Here is a 24,794-nt window from a genome sequence, read left to right as displayed (position 1 = left end):
ACTTTGCGAGCGAACCTTGGGGATTCTGAGGGAGACTCTGGGGATACGCGCAAGCGCATGTCCCCGGCCGCTAACGCTTCCCGCGCAGCCACGGCGCCAGGCGGTCCTGCAGCGGCTGGTCGACATAGGTGTGGAACAGGAAGGCCGCGCCCATGGCGATCGGGAACGAGGCCAGCCACATCAGCCACTGCCAGCCGATGCCGATCGGCACGGTCTCGATCAGCTTGTGCACCGCGCTCCAATAGATCACGCCCACGAAGATGTGGGTGATGAACAGGGCGAACGACAGCTTGGCCCCCTCCTCGATCCAGGCCTGGGGATGGCGCACCGGCAGCCGGCCCGCGCCCAGCACGATGGCGGCGATGGCGGCCAGGCATGGCAGGTCGAAGATCAGCTCGTCGGGCAAGGCGTAGCGGTCCAGCGGCTGCATGGCCGCCAGCACCAGGCAGCCGCCGACCAGCAGGACCTTGGCGGACCGCTCCGACGGCCAATCCATCTCGACGGCCCGCGCCAGGCAGACGCCCAGGATGAACAGCGGCAGGGCCCGCACGACGCCGAAGCGGAACTGCAGGTCCGACAGGGCGTGGTCGAACACGGTCCGGGCGATCACCTCGCAGACGGCGAAGGCCAGGACGCCGATCAGCGGCAGCACCCACGGATGTCGCACCTTGTCGACCGCCCGCCACAGCCAGGGGAACACCGCGTAGCAGACGATCAGGGCCGACAGCGACCAGCTGGGCAGGTTCCAGCCGTCGCTGTTGAAGCCCCAGGCGTGGACCAGCAGGGCCTGGACCGGAAGCTGATCCCAGGCGAAGCGCGAGGGCTTGTGGGCGTCGGTGCCCAGGGTGTTCAGCACCAGCACCAGCACGGCCATCATGGCCAGCACGATCAGGTGCCCCGGCCAGACCCTTCCGACCCGGCGCATCCAGAAGCGGCCATGGCTGATCCGCCCGGTCAGGGTCGAGGCGCCATAGGCCCGGCCCAGCACGTAGCCGGACAGCATCAGGAAGAAGTCGGTCGCCAGAAAGCCGCGCGAGAACACCTGGCCGAAGCGCTCGATGCGCATCGGGCCCTCGGCCCCGAAATGGTAGACGACGATCAGCAGCGAGGCCAGCAGCCGCAGCAGGTCCAGCGCGCCGCCGCGCGTGGCCGCCCGGCCCGGACGCGGCGCGACTGGCGCGGCCTCGGCGGCGTGCGGCGACGGGGGAGGAAGGGCGGAAGCGTTCACGATCCTTCCGCCTTAACAAAGCCCGGCCCGACGGGAAAGCACGCGGGGCGCGCATCGGCGCGGCCGCACGACGCGAGCGCCGAACTGTCGCCGAATGGCGACAGCCGGCGCCGGATATTGCATCCGGCCGGCGGAGGCCTATCTGTAACTTCAACAGTGTCTAATTGGATCAAGACCCATGACCGCCCGCCTGCCCGTCCTGTTCCTCGGCCACGGCTCGCCGATGAACGCCATCGAGGACAACGCCTGGAGCCGCGCCTGGGCGGCGCTGGGGGCCGAGCTGCCGCGTCCGAAGGCCGTGCTGATGATCAGCGCCCACTGGGAGACGCGGGGGGCCAGCGCGGTCGGCGCGTCGGACCGTCCGGAGACCATCCACGACTTCGGCGGCTTCCCGCAGGCGCTGTTCGACGTGCGCTACGACGCGCCCGGCGATCCGGCCCTGGCGGCGCGCGTGGCCGAGCTGCTGTCGCCCGACCTTGTCGTGCAGCATCCGACCCGGGGCCTGGACCACGGGGCCTGGGGCGTGCTGCGGCCGATGTATCCGGAGGCCGACGTGCCGGTGGTGCAGCTGAGCCTGGACCGCGGCCGCCCCGACCGCTGGCACTACGAGGCCGGCCGCCGCTTGGCCGCCCTGCGCGACGAGGGCGTGCTGATCATCGGCAGCGGCGACATCGTCCACAACCTGCGCGCCGTGAACTTCCGCACCGGCGAGACCCCCGACTGGGCGCCGCGCTTCAACGAGACGGCCAAGGCCCTGATCGCCGCCGGCGACCACGATCCGCTGATCGACTGGCGCAACCTGGGCCCCGACGCCGACGCCGCGATCAACAGCGCCGAGCACTACCTGCCCCTGCTCTACGTGCTGGGCGCGCAGGAACCGGGCGAGCCGGTCTCGTTCTTCACCGACGACGTGTTCGCGGCGATCTCGATGACCAGCGTGCGGGTGGGGTGAGGCGTTTATCCACGACCTCTCAAATCCCGCCGTCATTCCGGGCCTTGTGCCCGGAACCCCTGGTTCAGCTGACGGTGAAGCGCTTTGGCGCGCTGGCGCGCCACACCCCCTCACCTACGGCGGACAGAGGGGTTCCGGGCACAAGGCCCGGAATGACGGCTGAAAGGGGCAAAGCGGTCACGCCGAGCGCGCATCCTTTCATCACCTCACCTGTTTCTCCCCGCATGACCTACCAACTGCATTACTGGCCCACGATCCAGGGACGCGGCGAGTTCGTGCGCCTGGCGCTGGAGGAGGCCGGGGCGGCCTATGTCGACGTGGCCCGCGGCGAGGAGGAAGACGGCGGCGGCGAGCAGGCCCTGATGGCCGACATGGCCGGCCAGGACCGCCCGCCCTTCGCCCCGCCCTACCTGGTCGACGGCGACCTGGTGATCGGCCAGACGGCCAACATCCTGCTGCACCTGGGCCTGCGCCACGGCCTGGCGCCGCGCGACGAGGGCGGGCGGCTGTGGGTCAACCAGCTGCAGCTGACCATCGCCGACCTGGTGGCCGAGGCCCATGACGTCCACCATCCGGTGGGCCTGGGCCTCTATTACGAGGACCAGAAGGCCGAGGCCGCCCGGCGGGCCCAGGAGTTCCGCGCCCAGCGGATGAAGAAGTTCCTCGGCTGGTTCGAGACCGTGCTCGAGCGGGCGCCGCAAAAAGCCAACGGAGGAGGCGGCTGGCTGACCGGCCAGGCCCTGACCTATGCCGACCTGTCGCTGTTCCAGGCGGTGGAGGGCCTGCGCTACGCCTTTCCGAACGCCATGAAGCGGCTGGAGCCGAAGCTTCCGCGGGTGATCGCCGTCCGCGACGCGGTGGCGGAACGCCCGAACATCGCGGCCTATCTGAGGTCGGAGCGGCGGCTCCCGTTCAGCACCGAAGGGATCTTCCGGCGCTATCCGGAGCTGGATCCATAGCCCCAATCCGTTGTCATCCCGGAAGCCTCGCAGAGGCTGTCCGGGACCCAGGGGACTGGGCGAATGCGGTGCGGTTCACCTGGGTCCCGGACAAGCGCTACGCGCTTTCCGGGATGACACCCAAAGTCAGGACAACCGCTAGCTCGACGGCATCCCGCGCGCCGCCACGTCCACGCGTCGCCAGGTCTGCGACTTGCACAGGAAGCCGCCGATCAGGCAGCCCTTGGCCTTCATGGTGGTGGCGTCGGGGAAGTCGGCCGTGCCGTTGAAGTTCATGTTGAGGTCGGGCACGAACACCTTGCCCTTCCAGCTGCCGTTCTTCTGCAGCTGGAAATCGCGCAGCAGCTGCAGGCCGACCAGTTCGGGCGTGCCGCCCTTCTTGGCGTCGGCCTTGGCGTCGTCATTGGCCCAGACCACGAAGCCGCAGGCCCGCCCGCCGCCGCAGGGCTTGATCTCGACATGGACGCTGTTCTTGGGATTGCGCCAGACGCCGTAGGTGAACGGCACGTCCTGCGCCGACGCCGGCGAGACGGTCACCAGGCCGGCGATCGCGGTCAACACGACGAGAAACGACTTCATCCAACGCATGCGTGAGGTCTCCGACACACAAGCGTTTTGAGGCAGGTTGGTGTTCGGATCAAGTCGGGCGAACCTAAACAGGTGGCGCGAAGCCCCTGCTAAAGGCAGACGATCTGCGACACGACGGCGTCGGCCCGGGTAAGCCGCTCCTCCGCGTCCACGGACCAATTCACCTTGATGGCCTCGTTGCATGGCAGGCCGTTCACCTGCCTGCCGGCGCTCTTGCCGCCCTTGTCCACGACGAACCGGTTCTTCCGGAGCCAAGCCGTCAGGTCGCGCTCGGGCGTGCCGGCTTGGAACCGGTCATGGAAGCGCACGGCCGACGCCGGCGCGTCCCAGCGGGCGTCCCGCAGAAGTCCCGGACGATGCTCGGACCCCAGGACCGCGATGATGATCGCGATCGTCTGCCAGTTGGCGACCAGCAGCGCCAGCACGGACACGCCGGCCAGTACTCCGGCGAACCGCAGGATGTCGGCCTTGTCCGATCGTTCTTCGCTCGCTTGCCCCATGGGCGAAGCATGACCGCATAGGGGTTCCTCCGCAACGGTCCCACATTCAGCTCCGAGGACCCCGCACCGCCTTGAAGGTCGATCCGCCCTACGCTTGGGCCAGCAGCGCCTCGCCCGCCTTGCGGGCCGCCGCCCAGCGCCCGTCCATGCCGCGGCCGTAGATCGCCTGGACGCGCGCCAGCACCTCCGGCGGGGCGGTTTCGGGACGACCGGCGTGGAAGGGCGGGTCGGGGGCGTACTCCACGGCCAGCTGGATGGCCTGGGCGGTCGCGTCGCCGGCGATCTCGGCCACGACGGTCAGGGCGAAGTCGATGCCCGCCGTCACCCCGCCGCCGGTGAAGACGTTTCCGTCCCGCGCCACCCGGGCCGGATCGGGCGTGGCGCCGAACAGGGCCAGTTGGTCGCGCCAGGCCCAGTGGCACGCCGCCCGCTTGCCCTTCAGCAGTCCGGCCGCGCCCAGCAGCAGCGAGCCGGTGCAGACCGAGGTCACGTAGCGCGCCCCCGCCGCCAGCCGGCGGACCTGGGCCAGATAGGGCGCGTCCACCATGGCCTGGGTCACGCCGAAGCCGCCGGGCACGCACAGCAGGTCGCAGCGCGCGATGTCGGCCAGGCGCGCCACCCGGGCGAACACCAGACCCTCGGCCTCGATCTCGCCGCCCGCTTCGCTGGCGATCACCACCTGGGCGCCGGGCAGGCGGCTGAGGATCTGGTGCGGTCCGGTGAAGTCCAGGTGGGTGACATCGGGGAACAGGGCGAACACGATGTGGAACGGCGGCGGTTTAGGCATCGGGAGACCTCCTGTTGACGCCGCAGCATCGCCCGCCTAGCGTCCGACCGAAATGACATAGTTCCCTCGAAATCCGCCAACATCTCCGCCGCCAAAAAGGACCGTCCGCATGACCCGCGATATCGGCTTCCTGATCTTCCCGCAGTTCCAGCTGCTGGACGCGGCGGGGCCGATCGCGGCCTTCGAGATCGCCGGGCGGCTGGTCCCCGGCGCCTACCGCCTGCACGTCCTGGCCCGCGACCCCGGCGCCGTGGCCAGTTCCTCGGGCGTGGCCATGACCGCCCAGGCCTTCGACACCGTCGCGCCGCTGGACACCCTGATCGTCTCGGGCGGTGAGGGCACGCGGTCGCCGGCGATCTGCGCGGCGACCCTGGACTTCGCCCGCGCGACCTTCCGCACCGCCCGGCGCACCGCCAGCGTCTGTTCGGGGGCCTATGTCCTGGCCGCCGCCGGCCTGCTGGACGGCCGCCGGGCGACCACCCACTGGCGGCGCTCGCAGGACTTCCAGCGCCGCTATCCGGCCGTGCGGCTGGAGCCGGACAGGATCTTCGTCCAGGACGGCCCGCTGTGGAGCTCGGCCGGCATCACCGCCGGCATCGACATGGCCCTGGCGATGATCGGCGCCGACCTGGGCGAGGAGGTCGCCCGCCGCACCGCCCAGCAACTGGTCGTCTACCACCGCCGCCCTGGCGGCCAGTCGCAGTTCTCGGCCCTGCTGGAGATGCAGGGCGGGCGGTTCGACGACCTGCTGGCCTGGGCGCGCGAGAACCTGGCCCTGCCCCTGACCGTGGACCAGCTGGCCGAGCGGGCGGCGATGAGCCCACGCAACTTCGCCCGGCTGTTCGCCGCCCAGACGGGCGCCACCCCGGCCAAGGCGATCGAGCGGCTGCGCGTCGAGGCCGCCCGCGCCCTGCTCGACAGCCAGCCGCTGCAGGTCGAGGACGTGGCCCTGGAGACCGGCTTCGGCGACCCGGAGCGCATGCGCCGCGCCTTCCTGCGGGCGTTCGGGCAACCGCCCCAGGCCCTGAGGCGTGCGGCCCGCGCCTCGCAACCGAATGTTGCAGCGGCGCCATAGCGCGCAACAAACGGCCAAGCTTCGACAACCTGAGATTTACGCGGCCGGCAAAGCCCCCTATCGCGACGCGGTCCGATCCCGGACCGGTACCTATTTTCGGGGGATTTCATGCGTCTGTTCATCACCACCGCCGTGGCCGCCCTGGCCATGGCCGGCGCCGCCGCGGCCCAGACCGCGCCCGCCGCCTCGGCCGCGCCCGCCAGCGGCCAGTACATCGCCGTGTCCGGCGGCCTGATCGGCAAGACCGACTACGACTACGGCTTCGCCAACGGCTGGTCGGTGGACGCCGACGTCAAGGCCGGCGCCCAGGGCGCCATCGCCTGGGGTACGTCGATCGGCGCCAACTGGCGCGGCGAGATCGCCCTGGGCTACCGCAGCCAAAAGGTCGACTCCGCCCTGACCTCCAATGTCGGCGTGTTCGTGGCCACCGACGGCAAGGTCAAGGCGCTGAGCATCGACCTGAACGGCTATTACGACTTCCCGGTCTCGGGTCCGGTGAAGCCCTATCTGGGCGCCGGCATCGGCGTGGCCCAAGTGAAGATCGACGACGGCCTGCTCGACGACAAGGGCGACGCCCTGACCCTGCAGGCCATGGCCGGCGCCAGCGTCGCGGTCTCGCCGCGCATCTCGCTGTTCGCCGAAGGCCGCTACCAGTACACCGGCTCGATCAAGGTCAAGACCACCAGCCCGTCGGGCGAGCGGAACGAGAAGCTGAACATGACGGCGCCCGGCGCCGTGGTCGGCGCGCGCTTCGCGTTCTAGGGCGCTTCGCTCCCGGAAGACGGGGACAGGCGCATGCGCCTGTCCCCGACCGCGCCCCGCCTGCTCAGCCCCGCCCTTCCGTCATCTTGGCCACCTGGGCCTTGAGGATCTCCAGCGTCTCGGTGTTGCAGCGCAGGATCTCGACCATCTCGGTCTCGCGCAGGGCGTCCAGCTTGTCGTGCAGGCGCATGATCTCCAGCTCGGCCCGCAGGTTGACGACATAGTCGTGCTCGGCGTTCAGCCGGTCCTTCGTGGCCTGGCGGTTCTGGCTCATCATGATCACCGGCGCCTGGATGGCGGCCACGGTCGACAGGATCAGGTTCAGGAAGATGAACGGGTAGGGGTCGAACGACAGGTGGAAGGGCTTCAAGCCCACGTTCAGCGCGATCCACAACGCCAGGCAGGCGCAGAAGCCGCCGATGAAGGCCCAGGAGCCGCCGATCGCCGCGACCCGGTCGGCCAGCCGGTCCCAGAAGCTTCGGTCGTCCACCAGCAGCGCCTTGTTGAGCCCAGTCGGAGCCTCGGCGGCGATCAGGTCGATGACGCTCCTCTGCACCGCCGTCAGCTCCGCGTAGGGCGTGGCCAGCAAATCGCGCGACAGCTGGTCGAGGCGTTGGTCGGGGGTCATGGGGCGCTGGTCCGTGAAGGTTTGTAAAAAGATGTGTCTTCCAGATGCATTGTGAAGTCTTGCACGATTGACGCTCAGCTTCACCGAGGCGAGGCTGCGGCGTCGGCTCGTCGACACAACAAAGAGTCTCAAGGGAGCCCCCCATGGCCCACAAGTTCCAGATCAAGAAGAACAAGGCGGGCGAGTTCGTCGCCTATTTCGTCTACAACAGCGAGACCATCTTCTGGACCGAGGGCTACGCCTCGAAGGCCTCGGCCAAGAACGCGATCGAGTCGATCATCAAGAACGGCCCCGGCGCCGAGATCGACGACCAGACGGACTAAGGGTCGAGTGCGCGGAGCCCCCTCCGGCTGAGGAGGCTTCGCGCACCGCCTGCTTGACCCCGCCGCCCTCCCCGGCGTCTGATCGCTGATAACAAACAAGGGGAGGAACGCCATGACCGCAGCCAACGGCCGCAGGGCCGTCTTCATCACCGGGGCCGCCAGCGGCATCGGCCTGGCCAGCGCCAGGCGCTTCGCCGCCGAGGGCTGGTTCGTCGGCCTGTCGGACATCGACACCACCGGGTTGAAGGCCGCCCTGGCCGCGGTCGGTCCCGGCAACGGCGCGACCTTCACGCTGGACGTGCGCGACCGCCCCGCCTGGACCGCCGCCCTGACCGAGTTCGCCAGTCTGACCGACGGCCGCCTGGACGTGCTGCTCAACAATGCCGGGGTGGCCCGGTTCGGGCCGTTCGACAGCCATCAGGACGCCGAGGTCGACCTGCAGTTGGACATCAACATCAAGGGCGTGATCAGCGGGGCCCGCGCCGCCCTGCCCTGGCTGAAGGCGACGCCGGGCTCACGGCTGATCAACATTTCGTCGTGTGCGGGCCTCTACGGCTCGCCCGGCCTGGCGGTCTATTCGGCCACCAAGTTCGCGGTGCGGGGCTTGTCGGAGGCGTTGGACGTCGAGTGGAAGCCGCATGGCGTCAGCGTCGCCTGCGTGATGCCGTGGTTCGTCGAGACGCCGATCCTCGACACCGGCGCGCCGGGCAGCAACCAGACCATGGCCGACACCCTGCGTGGCGACGGCCTGCCGGTCTATCCGGTGGAAGACGCCGCCGAGGTGATCTGGCGCGCCGTCCACGGGAAAGCGCTGCACTACTTCGTCGGCAAGCGGGCCCGGCAGCTGCGCTTCGCCAGCAGCCACCTGCCCGGCGCGGTCAGGAAGCAGCTCCGCTCGCGACCGATCCTCCAGCAGCCTTGACCGCGTCGCCCGACGGGGACGAGGTCTTGGTCGGGTGCATGGCGGGGGCGGACGCTGGCTCGGACACCGGACCCAGCGGGCCGCCCATGCCGCCGGCGACGCTGGCGGGCTTGTCGGGCGAGATCACCACGGCGCTGGCCAGCTGGATCGGGGCGGACTTGCCGTCGGCGGGCGGCGGCAGGCTGGCCAGGGTGATGACGGGCAGTTCGTCGTCCGTCGACGGGCGCGGCGTGCGGCTGAAGGCGTCCGGCGCGCCCGAGCGACCGCCGAAGCGGTAGAACACGTGCATGCCCACCTGGGCGACGCGCAGCAGGCGCGGTCCCCAGCCCGGCGCGACGCCGGTGGTGTGGAAGTGGGTGGCGGCCCCGACCTCGGTCATCACCGCGCCCGACAGCGCGCGGGTGGCGACCTTCTGGGCGCGCTTCCAGGCGCCGGGCTCGCGCGAGCGGCGCATCGAGCCGTCGCAGGCGAAGCTGAACTGGCAGCCGGTGTGGGTGTAGGCGCCCTGGAACACCACGCCGCAGATCGATTTGGGGAACGAAGGGTGGCGTACGCGGTTTAGAACCACTTGAGCCACGGCCGCCTGGCCGCTCGGGGTCTCGCCGCGGGCCTCGTAATAGACCGCCTCGGAAAGGCACTCGAGTTCACGCGAGCTTTCCAGGGCGTTGGTCAGGCGGAACGGCGCGACGGCCGGGTTGAACGGGCCGCCGAAGCTGGCGCGCAGCAACAGGGGCTGGCGCTCGGACTCGGGCTGCTGGCGCTGCTCGAGGCGCTCGACCAGCAGGGCGGACTGCCGGTCGCGCTGGGCGCCGCCGGCGACGGTGTAGGGATCGTGACGACGAGCGATGGCGAGGGCGCCGGCGTCCATCCGCGACGCGGCCTGATACAGCGCCGCGTCGGAGAAGTTCCCCTCGGCGCCGTCGGCCAGGCGAGAGACGCGAGCGTGCTGACTAGCGGCCTGGGCCATGCCCCCCGCAAGGTAAACGCCGCCGAGGGCCAGACCCGTGGCCGACCCAACCAATACGGCGCCGATCAGCGCGCGCGCGTCTGCGCACGTCTGCGACTTGATATTCAAAACTCGTGTCCTGCGCGGCGAGGGCGGTCCGCCCCCCGACAAAAACGCCTTCAAAGACCCGGAAAAAACACTGTCGGGCAGCTCTGAAAGCGGAGGTTCGGCCGGTTCACGATCGTGGCCGAAGTCCTGCTTATGACCGCCTTATGACGCATCCCGCCACGAGTCGCAAGCGCACGCGGCGCCGCAGCCTGAATTTTGGCCGCCCGCGCGACAGATGGAGTGGTTAATTGTTTGATTCTAAGCAAAAAACGCGACAGTCCCGAAAATCCGGTTCGCGACGAATATTCACCGTCCGGGATAGACTTGCGTCGGGCCGCTCTCAACGGAACCCCGGGCCCGCGGCGCCGTTACTCTAGCGCATAGGTGTAATTGTCCTGGAGGACATAATGACTGCTCTGCGCTGGGTTCCGCTGTGGGTTGCGACGGCGTTAAGCCTCTCGGCCTGCGGACACAACATGGAGCAGCGGGCGGCCAGCGGCGCGCTGGCCGGCGCGGTGGTGGCGGGCCCCGTCGGGGCCGTGGTGGGGGCCGGCGCCGGGGCCGTGGTCAACACCGTCTCGAAGTAGATCGGAACCCCGGATCCGGGGAGCCTTCCGTCCCCGACGCGAGCACTTCGCTGAACGTCGCGGGCCGAAGTACGCCCCTTGATGGCCCTAGGCGAGCGCCGGCCCGGCGCCCCTGAACAGGCGCCAGAGTTCGACCGCGATCTTGATCGTCAGCACGACGACCATCACGGCCGCGGTGAGGTGGAAGCTGAGGTCCAGCGCGGTCTGCAGGCCGGCGACGCCGTCAGCGTTCGAGCCGCTCGCCGCCTCGAGCTCCACCACGACCAGCCGCCCGGCCCGCCACAGGACCACGGCCAGCGCCAGGCCGGCCAGGCCACAGACGATCTCCAGCGCCGCCCGCGCCCGCACCCAGCCGGGGCGAAGCAGCCCGATCAGGCTCGACACCATCTGCACCCCCGCCCAGGCCAGGAGCGGCCAGTACAGCGCCGTCCAGATCGAGGCCGGCCGCAGGACCATGTCGCTGTCCGCCACGCGATGGAGCCACGGCGCCGGGACCAGCCCCGTCCACCACAGGACGAACAGCGCCGTCAGGATCATCTCCAGCAGGGCCTCGAAGCGTCTTTGCAGCGGGCTCTTGTGTAGAAAGCCCTTCTTGCGCGGGGCCAGGGTGTCGAGCCGCGGCAAGTCGGCGACCTTCCAGTCGGCGGCGCCGCCCAGCGGGATCCAGCCGCGCTCGATCCCGACCCCAAGCACTGTGGCGATCCCGATCATCGTGAAGCCGGTGGTCAGGAAGCTGGACAGGAACCGCGACAGGGCGCCGGCGGAGCCGCCGGGATCAGTGATCGTCGCGATGACGACCGGGATCGCCGAAACGACAGCCGCCACCACCAGCAGGGCCTTCACCCCGAAGACATAGAACGGATAGAGCTCGGGCCCGATCAGCGACCGGGGCGTCCCGAACCGGCCAGCCACGGCGATGGGATGGCCGAAGGCCTTGAGCACCGCCTCGCGCTCCTTGGCGTCCAGAGGCCGGCCCAGCTCGGCCTCCTTCTCCTCCATCCGGGTGAGCAGGATGTCGCGCAGTTCGGCGACGATGTCCTCGCGCTGGGCCTTGGGCAGCAGGGCCGCGACGGCGGCCAGGTAGCGGTCGAGCAGGTCCATGGTCCTGGCCTCCTTGGTCAGATCAGGTTTTGCAGGGTGTCGTTCATCGCCCGCCACTCGGCGGACAGGCGGGCCAGCACGGCCTCGCCCTGCGGCGACAGGCGGTAGAAGCGCTTCTTGCGCTTGTCTTCCTCGCGCCACTCGCTGGTCAGCAGGCCCTGGCTCTCCAGCCGGCGCAGCATCGGATAGAGGGCGCCTTCGTCGATCTCCAGCCCCACCTCGGCCAGGGCCTGGCGCAGGCTGTAGCCGTAGCGCTCGACCTTCAGCTGGGCCAGCACGGCCAGGATCAGCGTTCCGCGCCGAAGCTCCTGGCGGAGGGTTTCGAAAAGGTCGGCGTCGGTGGGCATGGTGTACGTCGCATGGTGTGCGCCACTTGGTGTGTGACATACACTGTGTGACACACAGGTACGTGACGAGTCAAGGTCACGGACCGGCGTTCGTCATGACGGACGCCCTCGAACCGTTTGCCGGAGAAGCCGCGCCCTTCTACGACGCCGCCAGGCGCCGCAGCCGCGGCGTTCTTGGCGCGTCCGCCGCCGCCTCCGCTTCGACCACGCGAACCGCGATCTCGACGGTGAAGCGACTGCCCTGGCCCGGCGTGCTGTCGACCGAGATCTCGCCCTGCATCAGGGCGACGATCTGCTGGCTGATGCTCAGGCCCAGGCCCGTGCCCTCGTTGCGGCCGGTCGCGTCGCCGGCCTGCTCGAACGGCCGGAAGATGCTGTCGACCTGGTCGAGCGGGATGCCGATGCCGGTGTCGTCGACGACGAAGCGCAGTCGCGCCGTCTCGCCCACGCGATCGACCAGGCTGACCCGCAGCCCGACCCGGCCGTCGGCCGTGAACTTGATCGCATTGCCCACCAGGTTGATCAGCACCTGCCGGACCCGCTTCTCGTCCGCCTCGACGCGGGGCGGCACGTCGGGGTCGAGGCTGGCGGCGAAGGCCAGGCCCTTGTCCTGGGCGGGCAGGCGGAACATCTCGCCCACCCCCGCCACGCAGTCATGCAGGTCGAACGGCGCGGCCAGCAGCTCGAACTTACCGGCCTCGATCTTGGCCACGTCCAGGATGTCGCTGATCACGGCCAGCAGGTGCTCGCCGCTGGCCTGCACCGTCTTGACCGCGGCGCGCTGCTTGGCGTCCAGCGCGGTGCGCTCCAGCCAGTAGGCATAGCCGATGATGGCGTTGAGCGGCGTGCGCAGCTCGTGGCTCATATTGCCGAGGAAGCGCGACTTGGCGCTGCTGGCGGCCTGGGCGGCGGCGTGGGCGTCGGCCAGTTGCCGCGCTTCCTCCGCTTGGCGACGCCGCCGCGCCTCGTAGTCCCCGCGCAGGTGCAGGAAGCGCCAGACCAGGAAACCCGCCGACAGCACCAGCCAGACGCCGAGGATGACCAGATAGAACTGCTCGGTCGAAAGGTACGATCCCTCGAAGGTCAGGTCGTCGACCGAGATCGCCAGATGGCCGGCCTTGGCGTCGCTGGTGGTGACGGCCACGGAACGGACCGCCTCGAGGTTCGGCGCGGCCTCGGCCGCCGAAAGACCGTGGCTGGCCACCCACCATTCCTCCGGCGCCAGCTGGCGCAGCGGCAGGCGCACTTCGTTGCGGCCCTGGACGACGGGGATGTCCATCGCCAGGGGCATCGGCTCGCCCTTCAGTTTCGCCCGCACGGCCGGCTCGGGCGAGGTCTTCAGGACCAGCCTCAAGCGGTCGCCCGGCCCCTGGTAGGAAAACCGCAGGACGATCGTCTGGAAGCGCGAGAAGTCCAGGCCGTCGGTCTGCCCCCCCACGTCCAGCTGCAGGCCGTAGCCGCAATAGGGATAGGACGCGCCCTGGCGGATGTCGCACGACCAGGACAGGGGCTTGCGCGGGTCGGGGGAGACGACGCTGCCCCCGCCGTGCTCGGCGTCGGAATAGCTGTAGGTCGCGAACCGGCCCGACTGCGAGGACAGGACCAGGGTCTGGCGGGTGATGGCGCTCTTGCCCAGCACCGCGGCGAACGACACGGCCACCAGCAGGAAGATCGCCGCTTCCAGGCGCAGATCGCCGTAGCCCAGCCAGGGCTTGCGGGCACCTTGGACGGCGACGCCGAGATCCGCTGGTTTCCGCAAGACGCCCTCCCCTTCCCCGCCCTCGCAAGGAAGCCCCCAAACCAAAGGGCAGCCTTAGGCGAAGTATCGTTTCCCCCAGGTTTAAGGATGGGCGGGTGCGACACTTTTGTTAGGACGGCGCCGGCCCTTCGAAATCACATAAAGATATCTTTATGTCCCTCTTGACGCTGGGCCGGAACGCGCGCCTTCTAGGCGGGTCGTGGTCTGCGGGCGTTCGCGCGTCCGGAGCTAAGAGGGAAGTCGGTGAGGGTCTCAAAAACCCGAATCCGGCGCTGCCCCCGCAACTGTGAGCGGCGAGCCGCTGTCCGATACGTGTCACTGACGCGCCGAGCTGGATCGGTGGCGTGTCGGGAAGGCCAGGACAGGGGCGCTGACCCGTGAGCCAGGAGACCTGCCCCGACAGATAACGTCCTCCGGCGGGGTGTCCGGTCTGGTCGCATGCAAGGCGTGACCGGACCTCCATGGCCCGTGCGCGCCCTCGCGCGCGTCCCGACCCGCCTCCGCCATCACACCGGCAGAGGCTTTTTCAAATGACCGTCACCGTCGCCACCTTGGGCTTTCCCCGCATCGGCCCGCGCCGCGAACTGAAGTTCGCGCTCGAGGACCACTGGGCCGGCAAGACCGACTCCCAGGCGCTGCTCGCCACGGCCGCCACCTTGCGCGCCGCGGCCTGGACCCGCCAGGCCGCCCTGGGCGTGGTCCATGTGCCCAGCAACGACTTCTCGCTCTACGACCACGTGCTCGACACCAGCGTCATGGTCGGGGCCATCCCGGCGATCTACGGCTGGAGCGGCGGTCCGATCGACACCGCCGGCTATTTCGCCATGGCGCGCGGCGCGCAAGGCGGCGCGACCGAGGCGGCCTGCGCCCACGGCCACGGGCATCACCAGGGGTCCGGCCTGCCGGCCCTGGAGATGACCAAGTGGTTCGACACCAACTATCATTACCTGGCCCCGGAGGTGTCGCGCGACCAGACCTTCGCCCTGACCTCCACCAAGCCTGTCGACGAGTTCCTGGAGGCCCGGGCGCTGGGCGTCCACACCCGTCCGGTGCTGCTGGGCCCGGTCACCTTCCTCAAGCTGGCCAAGACCAAGGACGAGAGCTTTTCGCCGCTGTCGCTGCTGCCCGCCCTGGCGCCGGTCTATGCCGAGATCCTGGCCCGGCTCCAGCAGGCCGGCGCCGACTGGGTGCAGATCGACGAGCCCTGCCTGGCGCTGGACCTGACCGACTTCGAACGCGGCGAGCTGCGCCGCGCCTATGGCGCCCTGACCCACGCCGCGCCCGGCCTGCGCCTGATGCTGACCAGCTATTTCGGGGCCTATGGCGACAACCTGGCCACGGCGGTGAACCTGCCGGTCGACGGCGTCCACGTCGACCTGGCGCGCGCGCCGGAGGAACTGGACGCGGTCCTGGCCCTGGCGCCCGAGAGCCTGGTGCTGTCGCTGGGGGTGATCGACGGCCGCAACGTCTGGCGGGCCGACCTGCCCGCCCTGCTCGACCGCCTGGACCCGATCGTCTCGCGGCGCGGCGGCGACCGGGTGATCCTGGCCCCGTCCTGCTCGCTGCTGCACGCGCCGATCGACCTGGAGCTGGAGACGGCGATCGACCCGGAGGTCCGCCAGTGGCTGGCGTTCGGCGTCCAGAAGATCGAGGAACTGGTGGTGCTGGCCACGGCGCTGAACCAGGGCCGCGACGCCGTCGCGCCCCAGCTGGCGGCCAGCCAGGCGGCGGCGCGGGCGCGGCGCGCCTCGCCCAGGATCCACGACGCGGCGGTGGCCGCGCGCCTGGCCGCCACCACGCCGGACATGGCCCGGCGCCGTTCGCCGTTCGGCCGTCGGCAGGCGGTGCAGATCGCCCGCCTGGACCTGCCGGCCTTCCCCACCACCACCATCGGCTCATTCCCCCAGACCGAGGCGGTGCGCCAGGCGCGCTCGGCCCACGGCAAGGGCCAGCTGAGCGACGTGGACTACACCGCCTTCCTACGCGCCGAGACCGCCCGCACCGTGGCCTGGCAGGCGGAGATCGGGCTGGACGTGCTGGTCCACGGCGAGTTCGAGCGCAACGACATGGTGCAGTATTTCGGCGAGCAGCTGTCGGGCTTCGCCTTCACCCGTCACGGCTGGGTGCAGTCCTACGGCTCGCGCTGCGTGCGGCCGCCGATCCTGTTCGGCGACGTCTCGCGCCCGGCCCCGATGACCGTGGACTGGTGGGCCTACGCCCAGTCCCTGACCGACCGGCCGATGAAGGGCATGCTGACCGGGCCGGTGACCATCCTGAACTGGTCGTTCGTGCGCGACGACGTGCCCCGGTCCCTGGCCTGCCGCCAGATCGCCCTGGCCATCCGCGACGAGGTGACCGACCTGGAGGCGGCCGGCGCCAAGGTGATCCAGATCGACGAGGCGGCCCTGCGCGAAGGCCTGCCGCTGCGCCGGGGCGACTGGGCGGCCTATCTGGACTGGGCGGTCGAGAGCTTCCGCCTGGCGGCCTCGGGCGTGGCCGACCACACCCAGATCCACACCCACATGTGCTATTCGGAGTTCAACGACATCATCGCCACCATCGGGGCGATGGACGCCGACGTCATCTCCATCGAGACGGCCCGCTCGAAGATGGAGCTGCTGGACGCCTTTGAGGCCTACGCTTATCCGGCCGAGATCGGCCCTGGCGTCTACGACATCCATTCGCCGCGCGTGCCCGCCGTCGAGGAGATGACCGACCTGCTGAAGGCCGCCCAGGCGCGGCTGTCGGCCGGTCAGCTGTGGGTCAATCCCGACTGCGGCCTGAAGACCCGCAAATGGCCCGAGACCCAGGCCGCCCTGGCCAACATGGTCGAGGCCGCGCGCATCGTCCGCCGGACCGTCGTCACGGCCTGACGCCGGCGGGGACCTCCGCTCGGCAGGCCCGGAACGGCTTGGCGAGCGGGGTCCGATCCGTCGCCGGGATTTCGACAAGCCCGGGCGGCGCTGGCATTCTGGCCCGATGACGGACCTCTTCCGACTTGCCGGCGCCGTGCGCAGAGACCCTGGGGTCGACGCCTGGTTCACCGCGCCCGAGCATGACCTGCGGCGCCTGGCCCAGCCGTGGTTCAACAGCCTGCGCGCATGCGGGCCCGACGTGCGCGAATTGCTGCACGACGGACATCCCGCCGCGTGCGTGGGCGACGCGGCGTTCGCCTATGTCGATGCGTTCAGCGCTTATGTGAACGTCGGTTTCTTCCACGGCGCGGCGCTGGCCGATCCGGCGGGCCTTCTGGAAGGCGCGGGCAAGCGCATGCGGCACGTGAAGCTCCGCTGGGGCCGGCCAGTGGACGCCGCCGCGCTGAACGCCCTGATCGTCGTGGCCTACCAGGACGTCCGCGCGCGGCTGCGATCCGAATAGATCAGTTCGGCATGCCGTCGAACTGCGGCAGGTCCAGCGGCCTGTTCCAGTCCAGCCGGCGCACGGTGAACATCTCCAGCTTGGGCGCGATCAGGTCCGGCCGATCCAGGCTGCCCAACTGGACGAAGACCGCGCCGGGAAAGCCGTCGAGATTGCTGGTGAAGACCCGCGACCCGCAGTCCGGACAGAAGTTTCGGTCCAGCCCGTTGCCGGAATTAGCGACATAGTGGAACGCCTTGGGCTGGCCGCTGAGCAGGTCGAAGTCGTCGGCCGGCACCGCGAAGAAGGTCGCCATCTCGCCGCCCGAGGCCCGCTTGCAGTCGTTGCAATGGCAGTTGGCGACGAATGTCGGGTCGGTGTCGAACGCGAACTTCAGGACGCCGCAGGCGCACTGGCCGGTATATTTCTTGGACATGTCTTCTCCTTTCGGTCTGGCGAGGAAGGCGAGACGTCACGCAAAGGGAACAGGGCACGCCGGCGATTTTCCATCGCCGCCGGCGTCAGGCAAGCGGAGTCAGCGATCGAACTTGGTCGACAGGATGATCGACGAGGTCGTGCGCTCGACCCCGGCGACGTGGCCGATCCGATCCAGCACCTCATCCATCTCGGCGACCGTGGCCGTGGCGGCGATGGCGATCATGTCGTAGTCGCCGCTGACCGAGTGCAGCAGCCGCACCTGCGGGATGGCGCGCAGGGCCGCCTCGACCGCCCGCGCCTCCTTGGGGCCGATCTTGATCATCACGTGGACGCGCACCGCGCCGTGGGCGTGGTCGGGCGCCAGGCGGGCCGTGTAGCCGACGATCACCCCGCAGCGTTCCAGCCGCTCGATCCGGCTCTGCACCGTGGTGCGCGACCGCCCGACCCGCCGGGCGAGGTCGGCGGTCGAGGCCCGGCCGTTATCCCGCAGGGCGGCGATCAGCTTCTCGTCGATGGCGTCTATCGTCATTATGTCGGTCAAATCCTGCGTTTCGCCGAAACCCTGCCGTCAAACCGACGATCCCGCCACTAGGATTCGACGAAACGGCGGGGATGATGTCCGCCCCTGGAGTTTGCGCTTTCGTGCTGGACCAAGTTCATCAAGAGGCCCTGGCCGCGATGGTCGGCCCCGGCGGCCTGATCCTCGATCCGGCCGACCGCGCCGCCTACGAGACCCCGGCCCGCTACGCCGGCGGGACGGCGGCGGCGGTCGTCCGGCCGGCCTCGACGGCGCAGGTCTCGGCCGTGGTCGGCTACTGCGTGCGCCAAGGCCTGAGGTTCGTGCCGCAGGGCGCCAATACCGGCCTGGCCGAGGGCTCGACGCCGGACGCCAGCGGGACGCACCTGGTGCTGTCGCTGGACCGCCTGGCCGCGCCACTGGAGATCGACGTCGCCGACCGCACGGCCACGGTCGGGGCCGGCGTGCGGCTGTCGACCCTGAACGCGGCGCTGGAGCCGCACGGCCTGTTCCTGCCCATCGACCTGGGTGCCGATCCCACCCTGGGCGGCATGGCGGCCACCAACACCGGCGGGGCGCGGTTCCTGCGCTATGGCGACATGCGGCGGCACGTCCTGGGGCTGGAGGTGGTGCTGGCCGACGCGGCGGGCACGACGCTGACCCTGTCGCACGGCCTGCGCAAGGACAACGCCGCCGTCGCCCTGCGCCAGCTGTTCGTCGGCGGTTGCGGCGCGTTCGGGATCATTACCCAGGTGACGGTCGAGGTTCACCACCGCCCCCGCCAGACCGCCGCCGCCCTGCTGGTCCCGCGCGACATCGAGGCGGTCCTGCCGCTGCTGCGGGCCTTCGAGGTCCAGGCGGGTTCGACCCTGACCGCCTTCGAGGGACTGTCGAAGGCGTCCATGGTCCGGGCCATCGACCACGTTCCGTCGCTGAGCAACCCGTTCGCCGGCGGCGTTCCCGACTACGCCGTGCTGGTCGAGCTGACCCGGACCTGGGCCCCGCGCGAGGGCGAGGCCTCGCTGGACGAAGTGCTGCAGCAGATCGCCGGCGACCTTCTGGAACAGGACGACGGCCCGCTGGTCGACGCCCTGTTCGGCCCGGTCGAGAAGATGTGGGCCCTACGCCATTCGCTGTCGGAAGGCCTGCGGGCCAGCGGGCCGGTCGTCGGCTTCGACCTCAGCTTCCGCCGTCGCGACCTGGCCCGCTTCCGCCGCGAGGCCGTGCTGATGCTGGAGGCCGACTTTCCCGACTACGCCCTGTGCGACTTCGGCCACGTGGCCGACGGCGGGGTGCACTTCAACCTGGTCGGTCCCGCCGACAAGGATCGCCGCGCGGCCCTGCGCGAGGCGGTGCTGACCCTGGCCGTCGACGGCTTCGGCGCCAGCTTCAGCGGCGAGCACGGCCTGGGCCGGGCGTTCCAGGACGCCTACGACCGCTTCACGCCTCGGCCGGTCCAGGACTACAGCGCGGCTGTGGCGGCGGTGTTCGGGACGGGATCGGCCAGCGTGAGGTTGGGACCGGCTTTGAGATCATGAGCTTTCCCCTTACCACCGCTCATCCCGGCGAATGCCGGGACCCAGATGGAATGGCTTTGAAGCGGGTTCCTCGAGCTCAGAGCTGATCCAGCCCCACGCACCGCCATGGGATCTGGATCCCGGCATTCGCCGGGATGAGCGGATCGAGAATAGATCTTCCAGGACTATCCGATGACCACCCTGCCCTCCGCCGTCGCCGAAGCCCGCGCCATCCTGCAGCGCTTGGGCGTCACCACCGCCGCCCTCGACGGTGGAACCTTGGCGGCCCGCTCGCCGGTGACCGGCGAGGTCCTGGCCACCATACCCGAGCACACCCCCGCCCAGGCCGGCGCCGCCATCGACGCCGCCCATGACGCCTATCTCGCCTGGCGCCAGGTCCCCGCCCCGCGGCGTGGCGAGCTGGTCCGCCTGCTGGGCGAGGAGCTGCGCGCCGCCAAGGCCGACCTGGCCGCCCTGGTCACCCTGGAGGCCGGCAAGGTGGTCTCCGAGGGCCTGGGCGAGGTGCAGGAGATGATCGACATCTGCGACTACGCCGTGGGCCTGTCGCGCCAGCTGTTCGGCCTAACCCTGGCCACCGAGCGCCCATCGCACCGGATGATGGAGACCTGGCATCCGCTGGGCGTGGTGGGGGTGATCAGCGCCTTCAACTTCCCGGTCGCGGTCTGGTCGTGGAACGCGGCCCTGGCCCTGGTCTGCGGCGACAGCGCGGTCTGGAAGCCGTCCGAGAAGACCCCGCTGGTCGCCCTGGCCACCCAGGCCCTGTTCGAGCGCGCCGCCGCCCGGTTTGGCCCGGATGCGCCTTCAGGCCTGTCGACCCTGCTGATCGGCGGCCGCGCGGTCGGCGAGGCCCTGGTCGACCATCCCAAGGTCCCGCTGGTCTCGGCCACCGGCTCGACGGCCATGGGCCGGACGGTGGGGCCCAGGCTGGCCGCCCGCTTCGCCCGCGCCCTGCTGGAGCTGGGCGGCAACAACGCCGCCATCGTCGCCCCGTCGGCCGACCTGGACTTGACCCTGCGCGGCGTGGCCTTCGCGGCCATGGGCACGGCCGGCCAGCGCTGCACCACCCTGCGCCGACTGTTCGTGCACGACAGCGTCTACGACGCCTTCGTCGGCCGGCTGAAGAGCGCCTATCCCTCGGTGCCGGTCGGCGACCCGCGCGCGGCGGGCGTGCTGGTCGGCCCGCTGATCGACAGGGCCGCGTTCGACGCCATGCAGTCGGCCCTGGACGCCGCGCGCGCCGCCGGCGGCCGGGTGGTCGGCGGCGACCGTGTCGACACCGCCGGGCCCGACGCCTTCTACGTCGCCCCGGCCCTGGTCGAGATCGACCACCAGGCCGAGATCGTGAAGGCCGAGACTTTCGCGCCGATCCTCTACGTGATGCGCTACGCCGACCTGGCCGACGCCATCGCCGCCCAGAACGACGTGGCCCAGGGCCTGTCGTCGTCGATCTTCACCCTGAACCTTCGCGAGGCCGAGCTGTTCCTGTCGGCCCAGGGCAGCGACTGCGGCATCGCCAACGTCAATATCGGCCCCTCGGGCGCCGAGATCGGCGGGGCGTTCGGCGGCGAGAAGGAAACCGGCGGCGGCCGCGAAGCCGGCTCCGACAGCTGGAAGGCCTACATGCGCCGCGCCACCAACACCGTGAACTACGGGACCACCCTGCCGCTGGCGCAGGGGGTCACGTTCGACGTCTGATCTTCCCCGTGCCGTTGCTCCACCAGAGTTGTCATCCCGGCCTCGGGTCGCGCAAGCGGCCCGCCTAACGGCGAGCGGGCGCAGCGCTTGTCCGGGACCCAGGGGCGGCTGCACCGCTTCGGCCCGGTCGCCTGGGTCCCGGACAGCCTCTGCGAGGCTTCCGGGATGACAACGATTTTTGGCCTTTGATTTAGAACCAGGACCGCCCCATGCCCCACCTTTCCACCCTCGTCGCCTCGGCCATCGGCCAGAAGGCCGCCGCCACGATCCTCGACGTGCTGGACATCGCCCCGCCCCTGGCGGCCGAAACGGACGGCCCGGTGTCGCGCGCGGTGTTCGCCATGGCGCTGAACGCGGTGCTGTTCCACGACATCATGGGCCGGGTGCCGCTGGGCGCGGCCTATGTGACCGAGCGCCGCGCGGCGGGCCACAAGGTGCTGTTCGACCACGGCGCCCTGCGCACGATCGATTTCGGTGACCGCGCCCCGACCGGCGCCCTGCCCGCCGGCCACCTGGCCTTCGCGCGGATCCTGGAGCCTCTGGGCTACGCGGTCGCCGACCTCTATCCGCTGGACCGGCTGAAGATGACCGGCCGCGCCTTCGCCCATCTGGACCATCCCGAGGCGATCCCGCAGTTCTTCGTCAGCGAACTGCATGTCGAGCGCTTCTCGCCGGCCTTCCAGGTGATCGCCCACGCGGTGTTCGACTCCACGGCCGACGTCCTGGGCGTCGAGGCCCAGCGGGCCCTGGCCGCCTTCGCCACCGAGGGGTCCTGCGACCTGGACGCCGCCCGCGCCGCCCTGCCCCAGGTGGTCGCCGCGTTCGAGCGCACCCACGGAGCCTTGCGGCTGGAGCACTACAAGGCCCTGCTGGCCGAGTCGGCCGAGGCCGCCTGGATCGCCACCGAGGGCCAGGCCTTCAACCACGCCACCGACCGGGTGCCCGACGTCGAGGCCGTGGCCGACGCCCAGAAGGCCCTGGGCCGGCCGGTCAAGGACGCCGTCGAGGTCTCCGCCTCCGGCCGCGTGCGCCAGACCGCCTTCAAGGCCCAGCCTGTGGAGCGGACCTTCGTCGTCGACGCCGCCGATGGCGCGGGCGAGGTGACCCTGACCGTGCCGGGCTCGTTCCACGAGTTCATCTCGCGCGACCACCATGTGGACGAGGCCGGCGTGGAGCGCCTGGACCTGCGCTTCGACAGTTCCAACGCCCAGGGGATCTTCAAGATGACCCGGACGGGCTGAACGCCGGCCGAGATCCTACGCCTCCAGCGCGCTCGCGATCGCCATGCGCAGCTGGTGGTCCGACACCGGCTTGAACAGCACGCCGGCGGGGTGGTCCTCGTAGATGCGGGCTATGGTCGACTGTTCGCGCGAGCCGGTGATGAAGATCACCTTCGAGCCGACCTCGGCGTGGATGGCCAGGGCCGCGTCGACGCCGTCCTTCTCGCCGCGCAGCCGCATGTCCATCAGCACCACCTCGGGCCGGTGCATCATGGCCAGGGCCAGGGCCTCGTCGGCGCTGGTGGCCGTGCCGCAGACGGCCAGGTCCATGTCCTCGACCTGCAGGCGCAGGCCCTCGGCGATCAGGAACTCGTCGTCGACGACCAGCACCGTGGACTTGTTGAGCGTCAAGGCGTTCATGCGGCCACCGGGCCGGCCAGGGGCGCGGCGACGCGGATCTCGCTGCGGGTCAGGCCCAGCTTGCTCTCGACCATGATCGTTCCCTGCATCTGCGCGACCAGCCCCTTGATGATCGTCGCGCCCAGCGCGACGTTCGAGCCATCCGGCCGGGGCGGTTCGCCCTCATAGCCCTTGCCGTTGTCGGCCACGACCAGCAGCAGTTCGCCGTCGCCGGCGCGGCTGAGCTTGACCGCGATCTCGCCGCCGCCGTCGGGAAAGGCGTGCTTGAGCGAGTTGGTGACCAGCTCGTTGACCAGCAGCCCCAGCGGAATGGCGAAGTCCAGGCCCACGTCCAGCGGGATGGCCTCGACCGACAAGGCCACGCCGCCGCCGGCCCCGCCGTCGACGATGTTGCTGGACAACTCGCCCAGGAAGGGGGCGACGTCGAAGGTCTTCAGGTCGCTGGAGCTCATCAGCTGCTGGTGCACCAGGCCCAGGGCGAAGATCCTGTCGCGCAGTCCGCGCAGCGCCTTGCGAGCGTCAGGATCGGTCATCTGGCGCGACTGCATAACCAGCAGGCCGTCGACCATCTGCAGGTTGTTCTTCACCCGGTGATAGACCTCGCGCAGCAGCAGGTCGCGCTGCGCCAGGGTGGCCTTCTGCTCCTCGACCACTCGCCCCAGCTCGGCGGTGCGTTCCTCGACCCGGCGTTCCAGCTCGGCGGCGGACGGCAGGGCGGCGAGCTTGGGCAGCAGCGGCCACAGCAGGGCCGCCGTGGCGATCGACAGGATGGCGGTGACCAGCTTGATCAGGCCCTCGATCCCGTAGGCCGGGACCCACAGGGTGAGGATGGCCATCAGGTGGGTCGTGCCGCAGGCCAGGATGAAGGCCACGAACAGGTACGCCACCCAGCCGTACCGGATGTCCGGGCGCATCCTGAGAAAGGCGGCGATCGCCAGCGGTATCGACAGATAGGCCAGGCCGATGACCACGTCGGATCCGGCGTGCAGGGCCACCAGTCCCGGGGACCAGCTCAGGCAGAAGCCGTGGGGCGTCAGCCCCGTCGGATTGAGCAGCCAGTCGAGCAGCGACATGTCCACGTTCCCCCCGCGCCGCCACGGCCGCATCGACGGCGCCGGAGTCGCCTCCCGCATGAAGGCAGAAAAACAACGGCTCAGGTAGCGCTTTCGAACATCATTCGAGGGCCGTGGCGGCGGCGCTTCGAAAACGGATGAAGGCCGGCTGGCTCCGCGGGGAGGAGCCAGCCGGCCTTCGGCGGGACGGTTCCGGGGAGGGGCGGAACCGCCCCGCGGGGCGTTCGCCGCCTAGAGCAAGCCGCACACGGCTTGCTCTAGATTTTTGTCTGCGCATCGCTTTGGCGGAAAACCGGCATCCACTTTTCCGCGCGATGCTCTAGCCGAACAGCTTGGCGGCGGTCTTGGCCACCAGTTCGCCCTGGTGGCGGGCGCCGGCCAGCTCCAGTTCGCTGGGCTGGCGCGAGCCGTCGGCGCCGGCGACGGTGGTGGCGCCATAGGGCGCGCCGCCGGTGATCTCCTCGATGGTCATCTGGCCCTGGTGGCTATAGGGCAGGCCGACGATGACCATGCCGAAGTGCAGCAGGTTGGTGATGATCGAGAACAGTGTGGTCTCGTTGCCGCCGTGCTGGGTGGCCGACGAGGTGAAGGCGCCGCCCACCTTACCGTTCAGGGCGCCGCGGGCCCACAGGCCGCCGGCCTGGTCGAGGAAGCTGGCCATCTGCGCGTTCATGCGGCCAAAACGGGTGCCGGCGCCGACGATGATGGCGTCGTAGTTTTCCAGGTCGCCGATCGTGGCGATCGGGGCGGCCTGGTCCAGCTTGAAGTGGGAGGCCTTGGCGACCGCTTCGGGAACGGTTTCGGGGACGCGCTTGACGTCGACCGTGGCGCCGGCGGCGCGGGCGCCCTCGGCGACGGCGTTGGCCATCGTCTCGATGTGGCCGTAGGCGGAATGGTAGAGCACGAGAACCTTGGGCATTTTAGTTTCCTTGATGGACGTCGGGAATGGGCTGGGGACAGGCGC

At 70.1% G+C, this 24,794-nt stretch carries 26 protein-coding genes and 1 riboswitch; of the genes, 12 read left to right on the top strand and 14 right to left on the bottom strand.

Going from position 1 to position 24,794, the window contains the following annotated elements; genetic code table 11:
- Positions 1–70: 70 nt before the first annotated feature.
- The gene (locus J2X41_RS21240; protein ID WP_404979970.1) at positions 71–1,132 is read right to left on the bottom strand and encodes an acyltransferase family protein; all 1,062 of its coding nucleotides are present in this window, start codon (positions 1,130–1,132) and stop codon (positions 71–73) included.
- A gap of 274 nt (positions 1,133–1,406) precedes the next feature.
- Between J2X41_RS21240 and ygiD the strand changes: the two genes are divergently transcribed.
- Positions 1,407–2,180 carry a 4,5-DOPA dioxygenase extradiol gene (ygiD, locus tag J2X41_RS21235; protein WP_310085530.1) on the top strand — a complete coding sequence of 258 codons (774 nt, stop codon included), beginning with the start codon at positions 1,407–1,409 and terminating at the stop codon, positions 2,178–2,180.
- 224 nt (positions 2,181–2,404) lie between these two features.
- Positions 2,405–3,139, top strand: a complete 735-nt coding sequence (locus J2X41_RS21230; RefSeq protein WP_310085527.1) for a glutathione S-transferase — start codon at positions 2,405–2,407, stop codon at positions 3,137–3,139.
- Between the two features lie 138 nt (positions 3,140–3,277).
- On the opposite strand, the gene J2X41_RS21225 is transcribed toward J2X41_RS21230, so the two are convergent.
- The 3 genes from J2X41_RS21225 to J2X41_RS21215 form a co-directional block, all read right to left on the bottom strand.
- Positions 3,278–3,727 (bottom strand): DUF2147 domain-containing protein, encoded by a 450-nt coding sequence (locus J2X41_RS21225; protein WP_310085524.1) that lies wholly within the window; start codon positions 3,725–3,727, stop codon positions 3,278–3,280.
- A gap of 89 nt (positions 3,728–3,816) precedes the next feature.
- On the bottom strand, positions 3,817–4,227 hold the full coding sequence (locus tag J2X41_RS21220) for a hypothetical protein (protein WP_310085521.1): 411 nt from the start codon (positions 4,225–4,227) through the stop codon (positions 3,817–3,819).
- A gap of 88 nt (positions 4,228–4,315) precedes the next feature.
- Positions 4,316–5,014: a DJ-1/PfpI family protein gene (locus J2X41_RS21215; protein WP_310085518.1), complete on the bottom strand. Its 699-nt coding sequence runs from the start codon at positions 5,012–5,014 to the stop codon at positions 4,316–4,318.
- A gap of 109 nt (positions 5,015–5,123) precedes the next feature.
- Here J2X41_RS21215 and J2X41_RS21210 point away from each other — a divergent pair, with 109 nt between their 5' ends.
- A complete protein-coding gene (locus tag J2X41_RS21210; protein WP_310085515.1) occupies positions 5,124–6,089 on the top strand; it encodes a GlxA family transcriptional regulator in 966 nt (321 codons plus the stop codon).
- 108 nt (positions 6,090–6,197) lie between these two features.
- Positions 6,198–6,851: an outer membrane beta-barrel protein gene (locus J2X41_RS21205; RefSeq protein WP_310085511.1), complete on the top strand. Its 654-nt coding sequence runs from the start codon at positions 6,198–6,200 to the stop codon at positions 6,849–6,851.
- Between the two features lie 64 nt (positions 6,852–6,915).
- On the opposite strand, the gene J2X41_RS21200 is transcribed toward J2X41_RS21205, so the two are convergent.
- On the bottom strand, positions 6,916–7,479 hold the full coding sequence (locus J2X41_RS21200; RefSeq protein ID WP_310085506.1) for a DUF1003 domain-containing protein: 564 nt from the start codon (positions 7,477–7,479) through the stop codon (positions 6,916–6,918).
- Between the two features lie 143 nt (positions 7,480–7,622).
- Here J2X41_RS21200 and J2X41_RS21195 point away from each other — a divergent pair, with 143 nt between their 5' ends.
- Positions 7,623–7,802 (top strand): DUF1508 domain-containing protein, encoded by a 180-nt coding sequence (locus J2X41_RS21195; protein ID WP_310085503.1) that lies wholly within the window; start codon positions 7,623–7,625, stop codon positions 7,800–7,802.
- A gap of 112 nt (positions 7,803–7,914) precedes the next feature.
- Complete coding sequence (locus J2X41_RS21190; protein WP_310085500.1) at positions 7,915–8,724, top strand: SDR family oxidoreductase; 810 nt, start codon at positions 7,915–7,917, stop codon at positions 8,722–8,724.
- Here J2X41_RS21190 and J2X41_RS21185 read toward each other — a convergent pair.
- A complete protein-coding gene (locus J2X41_RS21185) occupies positions 8,681–9,799 on the bottom strand; it encodes a cell wall hydrolase (protein WP_310085498.1) in 1,119 nt (372 codons plus the stop codon). The two genes, J2X41_RS21190 and J2X41_RS21185, sit on opposite strands and share 44 nt — an antisense overlap.
- Positions 9,800–10,185: 386 nt before the next feature.
- On the opposite strand from J2X41_RS21185, the gene J2X41_RS21180 reads away from it, so the two are divergent.
- Complete coding sequence (locus J2X41_RS21180; RefSeq protein WP_310085495.1) at positions 10,186–10,365, top strand: hypothetical protein; 180 nt, start codon at positions 10,186–10,188, stop codon at positions 10,363–10,365.
- 87 nt (positions 10,366–10,452) lie between these two features.
- Here J2X41_RS21180 and J2X41_RS21175 read toward each other — a convergent pair whose 3' ends face one another.
- The 3 genes from J2X41_RS21175 to J2X41_RS21165 form a co-directional block, all read right to left on the bottom strand.
- On the bottom strand, positions 10,453–11,466 hold the full coding sequence (locus J2X41_RS21175) for an HAAS signaling domain-containing protein (protein ID WP_310085492.1): 1,014 nt from the start codon (positions 11,464–11,466) through the stop codon (positions 10,453–10,455).
- Between the two features lie 17 nt (positions 11,467–11,483).
- Entirely contained in the window at positions 11,484–11,813 is a 330-nt protein-coding gene (locus J2X41_RS21170; RefSeq protein WP_028037533.1) for a helix-turn-helix transcriptional regulator, read from the bottom strand.
- A gap of 139 nt (positions 11,814–11,952) precedes the next feature.
- Positions 11,953–13,572, bottom strand: a complete 1,620-nt coding sequence (locus tag J2X41_RS21165; RefSeq protein WP_310085486.1) for an ATP-binding protein — start codon at positions 13,570–13,572, stop codon at positions 11,953–11,955.
- Between the two features lie 183 nt (positions 13,573–13,755).
- Positions 13,756–13,986: riboswitch (cobalamin riboswitch) on the top strand.
- A 116-nt stretch (positions 13,987–14,102) separates the two neighbouring features.
- Between J2X41_RS21165 and metE the strand changes: the two genes are divergently transcribed.
- On the top strand, positions 14,103–16,445 hold the full coding sequence (gene metE / locus J2X41_RS21160; protein ID WP_310085482.1) for a 5-methyltetrahydropteroyltriglutamate--homocysteine S-methyltransferase: 2,343 nt from the start codon (positions 14,103–14,105) through the stop codon (positions 16,443–16,445).
- Positions 16,446–16,551: 106 nt separating this feature from the next.
- A complete protein-coding gene (locus tag J2X41_RS21155; protein ID WP_310085478.1) occupies positions 16,552–16,950 on the top strand; it encodes a DUF1801 domain-containing protein in 399 nt (132 codons plus the stop codon).
- A gap of 1 nt (position 16,951) precedes the next feature.
- Here the strand turns inward: J2X41_RS21155 and J2X41_RS21150 are convergent, their stop codons facing one another.
- Together J2X41_RS21150 and J2X41_RS21145 are read right to left on the bottom strand one after the other, a co-directional pair.
- The gene (locus J2X41_RS21150) at positions 16,952–17,365 is read right to left on the bottom strand and encodes a GFA family protein (protein ID WP_310085475.1); all 414 of its coding nucleotides are present in this window, start codon (positions 17,363–17,365) and stop codon (positions 16,952–16,954) included.
- Between the two features lie 99 nt (positions 17,366–17,464).
- On the bottom strand, positions 17,465–17,896 hold the full coding sequence (locus J2X41_RS21145; protein WP_310085472.1) for an Lrp/AsnC family transcriptional regulator: 432 nt from the start codon (positions 17,894–17,896) through the stop codon (positions 17,465–17,467).
- A gap of 113 nt (positions 17,897–18,009) precedes the next feature.
- On the opposite strand from J2X41_RS21145, the gene J2X41_RS21140 reads away from it, so the two are divergent.
- The 3 genes from J2X41_RS21140 to J2X41_RS21130 all read left to right on the top strand — a co-directional run bounded on the left by J2X41_RS21140 (position 18,010) and on the right by J2X41_RS21130 (position 22,358).
- Entirely contained in the window at positions 18,010–19,422 is a 1,413-nt protein-coding gene (locus J2X41_RS21140) for an FAD-binding oxidoreductase (RefSeq protein ID WP_310085467.1), read from the top strand.
- A 171-nt stretch (positions 19,423–19,593) separates the two neighbouring features.
- Positions 19,594–21,117 (top strand): aldehyde dehydrogenase family protein, encoded by a 1,524-nt coding sequence (locus J2X41_RS21135; RefSeq protein ID WP_310085464.1) that lies wholly within the window; start codon positions 19,594–19,596, stop codon positions 21,115–21,117.
- Positions 21,118–21,326: 209 nt separating this feature from the next.
- Positions 21,327–22,358, top strand: a complete 1,032-nt coding sequence (locus J2X41_RS21130; RefSeq protein ID WP_310085461.1) for a 2-oxoadipate dioxygenase/decarboxylase family protein — start codon at positions 21,327–21,329, stop codon at positions 22,356–22,358.
- A gap of 15 nt (positions 22,359–22,373) precedes the next feature.
- Here the strand turns inward: J2X41_RS21130 and J2X41_RS21125 are convergent, their stop codons facing one another.
- From J2X41_RS21125 to wrbA, 3 genes are all read right to left on the bottom strand, one after another.
- Positions 22,374–22,757, bottom strand: a complete 384-nt coding sequence (locus J2X41_RS21125) for a response regulator (protein ID WP_028037524.1) — start codon at positions 22,755–22,757, stop codon at positions 22,374–22,376.
- A complete protein-coding gene (locus J2X41_RS21120; RefSeq protein ID WP_310085458.1) occupies positions 22,754–23,830 on the bottom strand; it encodes a sensor histidine kinase in 1,077 nt (358 codons plus the stop codon). The genes J2X41_RS21125 and J2X41_RS21120 overlap by 4 nt, the downstream gene beginning before the upstream one ends.
- Before the next feature lie 319 nt (positions 23,831–24,149).
- The gene (wrbA, locus tag J2X41_RS21115; protein WP_310085454.1) at positions 24,150–24,749 is read right to left on the bottom strand and encodes an NAD(P)H:quinone oxidoreductase; all 600 of its coding nucleotides are present in this window, start codon (positions 24,747–24,749) and stop codon (positions 24,150–24,152) included.
- Between the last annotated feature and the right edge of the window lie 45 nt (positions 24,750–24,794).

This window comes from Caulobacter sp. BE254 (assembly GCF_031457295.1).
In the GTDB taxonomy this organism is placed as follows: domain Bacteria; phylum Pseudomonadota; class Alphaproteobacteria; order Caulobacterales; family Caulobacteraceae; genus Caulobacter.
This window is presented reverse-complemented; position numbering and strand designations above follow the sequence as displayed.

What these genes read in the sequence shown, in the direction of transcription:
- J2X41_RS21135 (WP_310085464.1), top strand. Translation starts at nt 19,594, where the DNA reads ATGACCACCCTGCCCTCCGCCGTCGCCGAAGCCCGCGCCATCCTGCAG.
- J2X41_RS21180 (WP_310085495.1), top strand. Translation starts at nt 10,186, where the DNA reads ATGACTGCTCTGCGCTGGGTTCCGCTGTGGGTTGCGACGGCGTTAAGC.
- J2X41_RS21125 (WP_028037524.1), bottom strand. Translation starts at nt 22,757, where the DNA reads ATGAACGCCTTGACGCTCAACAAGTCCACGGTGCTGGTCGTCGACGAC.
- J2X41_RS21175 (WP_310085492.1), bottom strand. Translation starts at nt 11,466, where the DNA reads ATGGACCTGCTCGACCGCTACCTGGCCGCCGTCGCGGCCCTGCTGCCC.
- J2X41_RS21215 (WP_310085518.1), bottom strand. Translation starts at nt 5,014, where the DNA reads ATGCCTAAACCGCCGCCGTTCCACATCGTGTTCGCCCTGTTCCCCGAT.
- J2X41_RS21220 (WP_310085521.1), bottom strand. Translation starts at nt 4,227, where the DNA reads ATGGGGCAAGCGAGCGAAGAACGATCGGACAAGGCCGACATCCTGCGG.
- J2X41_RS21200 (WP_310085506.1), bottom strand. Translation starts at nt 7,479, where the DNA reads ATGACCCCCGACCAACGCCTCGACCAGCTGTCGCGCGATTTGCTGGCC.
- metE (WP_310085482.1), top strand. Translation starts at nt 14,103, where the DNA reads ATGACCGTCACCGTCGCCACCTTGGGCTTTCCCCGCATCGGCCCGCGC.
- J2X41_RS21190 (WP_310085500.1), top strand. Translation starts at nt 7,915, where the DNA reads ATGACCGCAGCCAACGGCCGCAGGGCCGTCTTCATCACCGGGGCCGCC.
- J2X41_RS21155 (WP_310085478.1), top strand. Translation starts at nt 16,552, where the DNA reads ATGACGGACCTCTTCCGACTTGCCGGCGCCGTGCGCAGAGACCCTGGG.
- J2X41_RS21210 (WP_310085515.1), top strand. Translation starts at nt 5,124, where the DNA reads ATGACCCGCGATATCGGCTTCCTGATCTTCCCGCAGTTCCAGCTGCTG.
- J2X41_RS21120 (WP_310085458.1), bottom strand. Translation starts at nt 23,830, where the DNA reads ATGTCGCTGCTCGACTGGCTGCTCAATCCGACGGGGCTGACGCCCCAC.
- J2X41_RS21170 (WP_028037533.1), bottom strand. Translation starts at nt 11,813, where the DNA reads ATGCCCACCGACGCCGACCTTTTCGAAACCCTCCGCCAGGAGCTTCGG.
- J2X41_RS21130 (WP_310085461.1), top strand. Translation starts at nt 21,327, where the DNA reads ATGCCCCACCTTTCCACCCTCGTCGCCTCGGCCATCGGCCAGAAGGCC.
- ygiD (WP_310085530.1), top strand. Translation starts at nt 1,407, where the DNA reads ATGACCGCCCGCCTGCCCGTCCTGTTCCTCGGCCACGGCTCGCCGATG.
- J2X41_RS21145 (WP_310085472.1), bottom strand. Translation starts at nt 17,896, where the DNA reads ATGACGATAGACGCCATCGACGAGAAGCTGATCGCCGCCCTGCGGGAT.
- wrbA (WP_310085454.1), bottom strand. Translation starts at nt 24,749, where the DNA reads ATGCCCAAGGTTCTCGTGCTCTACCATTCCGCCTACGGCCACATCGAG.
- J2X41_RS21205 (WP_310085511.1), top strand. Translation starts at nt 6,198, where the DNA reads ATGCGTCTGTTCATCACCACCGCCGTGGCCGCCCTGGCCATGGCCGGC.
- J2X41_RS21195 (WP_310085503.1), top strand. Translation starts at nt 7,623, where the DNA reads ATGGCCCACAAGTTCCAGATCAAGAAGAACAAGGCGGGCGAGTTCGTC.
- J2X41_RS21150 (WP_310085475.1), bottom strand. Translation starts at nt 17,365, where the DNA reads ATGTCCAAGAAATATACCGGCCAGTGCGCCTGCGGCGTCCTGAAGTTC.
- J2X41_RS21230 (WP_310085527.1), top strand. Translation starts at nt 2,405, where the DNA reads ATGACCTACCAACTGCATTACTGGCCCACGATCCAGGGACGCGGCGAG.
- J2X41_RS21225 (WP_310085524.1), bottom strand. Translation starts at nt 3,727, where the DNA reads ATGCGTTGGATGAAGTCGTTTCTCGTCGTGTTGACCGCGATCGCCGGC.